Genomic DNA, 2,048 nt, shown 5'->3' with positions numbered 1-2,048 from the left:
CCGGCATGACAACTTCTTCGACCTGGGCGGCGACTCGATCCGCAGCATCCAGGTGCTCGGCGGGGCGCGCGCCGAGGGGCTCACGTTCGACCTGCCGGACCTGTTCCGCGCCCCGACCGTCGCCGGGCTCTCCATGCTGGTGCGGACCGCCGAGGCGCCGGAGACGGCCGGCCGCGAACCGTTCGCGCTGATCTCCGCAGCCGACCGGGCGCTGGTGCCGGATGGGGTGGAGGACGCCTACCCGATGGCCGAGCTGCAGGTCGGCATGGTCTACGAGATGGAGCTTAACCCGGAGCGCCGCGCCTACCACAACCTCGACGGGCTGCGGATCGCCGGACCGTTCGACGAGGCGCGCTTCCGCGAGGCGACCGCCCGGGTGGTGGCCCGTCACCCCATCCTGCGGACCGCCTTCGACCTCAGCGGCTTCAGCGAGCCCATGCAGTTGGTGTACCGAGCCGCGGAGATGCCGTTCACCGTGGCCGACCTGCGCCACCTCGACGAAACGGCCCGGGACGAGGCCCTCGACGCGTACGTGCTGGCGGAGCGGCGGCGGCCATTCGACCACTCCCGGCCGCTGCTGCTGCGCTTCGCCCTGCACCGGCTGACCGACGAGTCGTTCCAGTGGACGATCACCGAGCACCACGCGATCTTCGACGGCTGGAGCCTGCACTCGACCATCTCCGAGATCGCCGAGGTGTACCAGCGGCTGATGGCCGGTGAGGATCCGGTGCTCGTCCCGCCGGTCTCCGCGTACCGGGACTTCATCGCCGCCGAGCGCAAGATCCTCGCCTCGCCGGAGAGCCGCCGGTTCTGGATGGACCGGGTCGGCGACCGGCCCGACTGCCGCCTGCCACGGTGGCCGACCGACCGGCCGCCGCTGGTGACCGGGCGGTTCCAGCCGCACGAGTGGCGCGAGCACCACCCCGACCAGGGGTACGGCTCGGTCGAGACGCTGCTGCCCGAGGATCTGTGCGACGGGCTGCTCGACCTCGCCCGCCAGTGCGCCGTCCCGCTCAAGGCAGTGCTGCTGGCCGCCCACCTCAAGGTGATGAGCCTGGTCACCGGCACGAACGACCTGCTGGTCGGGCTCACCGCCAACGGGCGGTTGGAGGAGGAGGGCGGCACCGAGGTGCGCGGCATGTTCCTCAACACCGTGCCGTTCCGGTTCGGGCTGCCGCCGGGCAGCTGGCGTGACCTGGTCCGGGCGGTCTTCGCGACCGAGCGGGAACTGCTGCCGCACCGCCGCTACCCGCTCGGCGCGCTCCAGCGGGAGATCGGCGGCGACCCGCTGTTCGAGGTGAACTTCGTCCACAACCACTTCCACGTGCTGGACCGGGCGTTCGGACCCGGCCAGATGCGAATCACCGACGACAAGATCGACAGCTTCACCACCGACCGGGCGGAGCCGACGAACTTCCCGCTCAACGTGGGCGTGATCCGCAACCCGTACTCGAACCGGCTGCTGTTCGGCATGGACTACCACACCGACGTGCTGGTGCCGGAGCAGGTGCTGCTCTACCGCGACTACTACCTGCGCGTGATGGCGGCGATGGTGACGGATCCGGCGGCGGGTCACCGGTGGGTGCCGCTGACGGGCGAGGACGAGCGGGCAACGGTGGCGTCGTGGAACGGGCCGGCCGCCGAGGTGCCGCCGGCGCCGGTGCACCGGCTGGTCGAGGCCCGGGCGGCGGCCGATCCCGACGCGGTCGCGGTGGTCTCCGGCGCCGCGTCGGTGACCTACGGCGAGCTGAACGCACGGGCGAACCGGCTGGCCCGGCGGCTGCGCGACCTCGGCGTCGGGCCGGACGTGCCGGTGGCGCTCAGCACCGACCGGTCGCTCGCCGCGATCACCGGCCTGTTGGCCGTCGCCAAGGCGGGCGGCGTGTACGTGCCGGTCGAGCCCGATATTCCCGCCGAGCGTATGGAGTACATGCTGCGCGAGGTCGATGCCGGGCTGGTCCTGGCCGACGAGCGCGCCGCCGGGCGGGTGCCCGAGGGCCCGTGGCGGACCGTGACCCTGGACGAGAAGCTGTGGAGCACCGGCGACG

At 72.3% G+C, this 2,048-nt stretch carries 1 protein-coding gene; it reads left to right on the top strand.

Annotated features, from left to right (window positions below):
- Window positions 1-2,048 (top strand): condensation domain-containing protein (locus tag ACFHW1_RS28670; protein ID WP_416616700.1); only part of this gene is annotated, 2,048 nt, incomplete at both ends.

The sequence above is a fragment of the Micromonospora sp. LOL_014 genome, from assembly GCF_048060245.1.
Classification (GTDB): Bacteria; Actinomycetota; Actinomycetes; order Mycobacteriales; family Micromonosporaceae; genus Micromonospora_E.
Note: the sequence above shows the minus strand (reverse complement) of the source record. Positions and strands in the feature narration are given on the sequence as shown.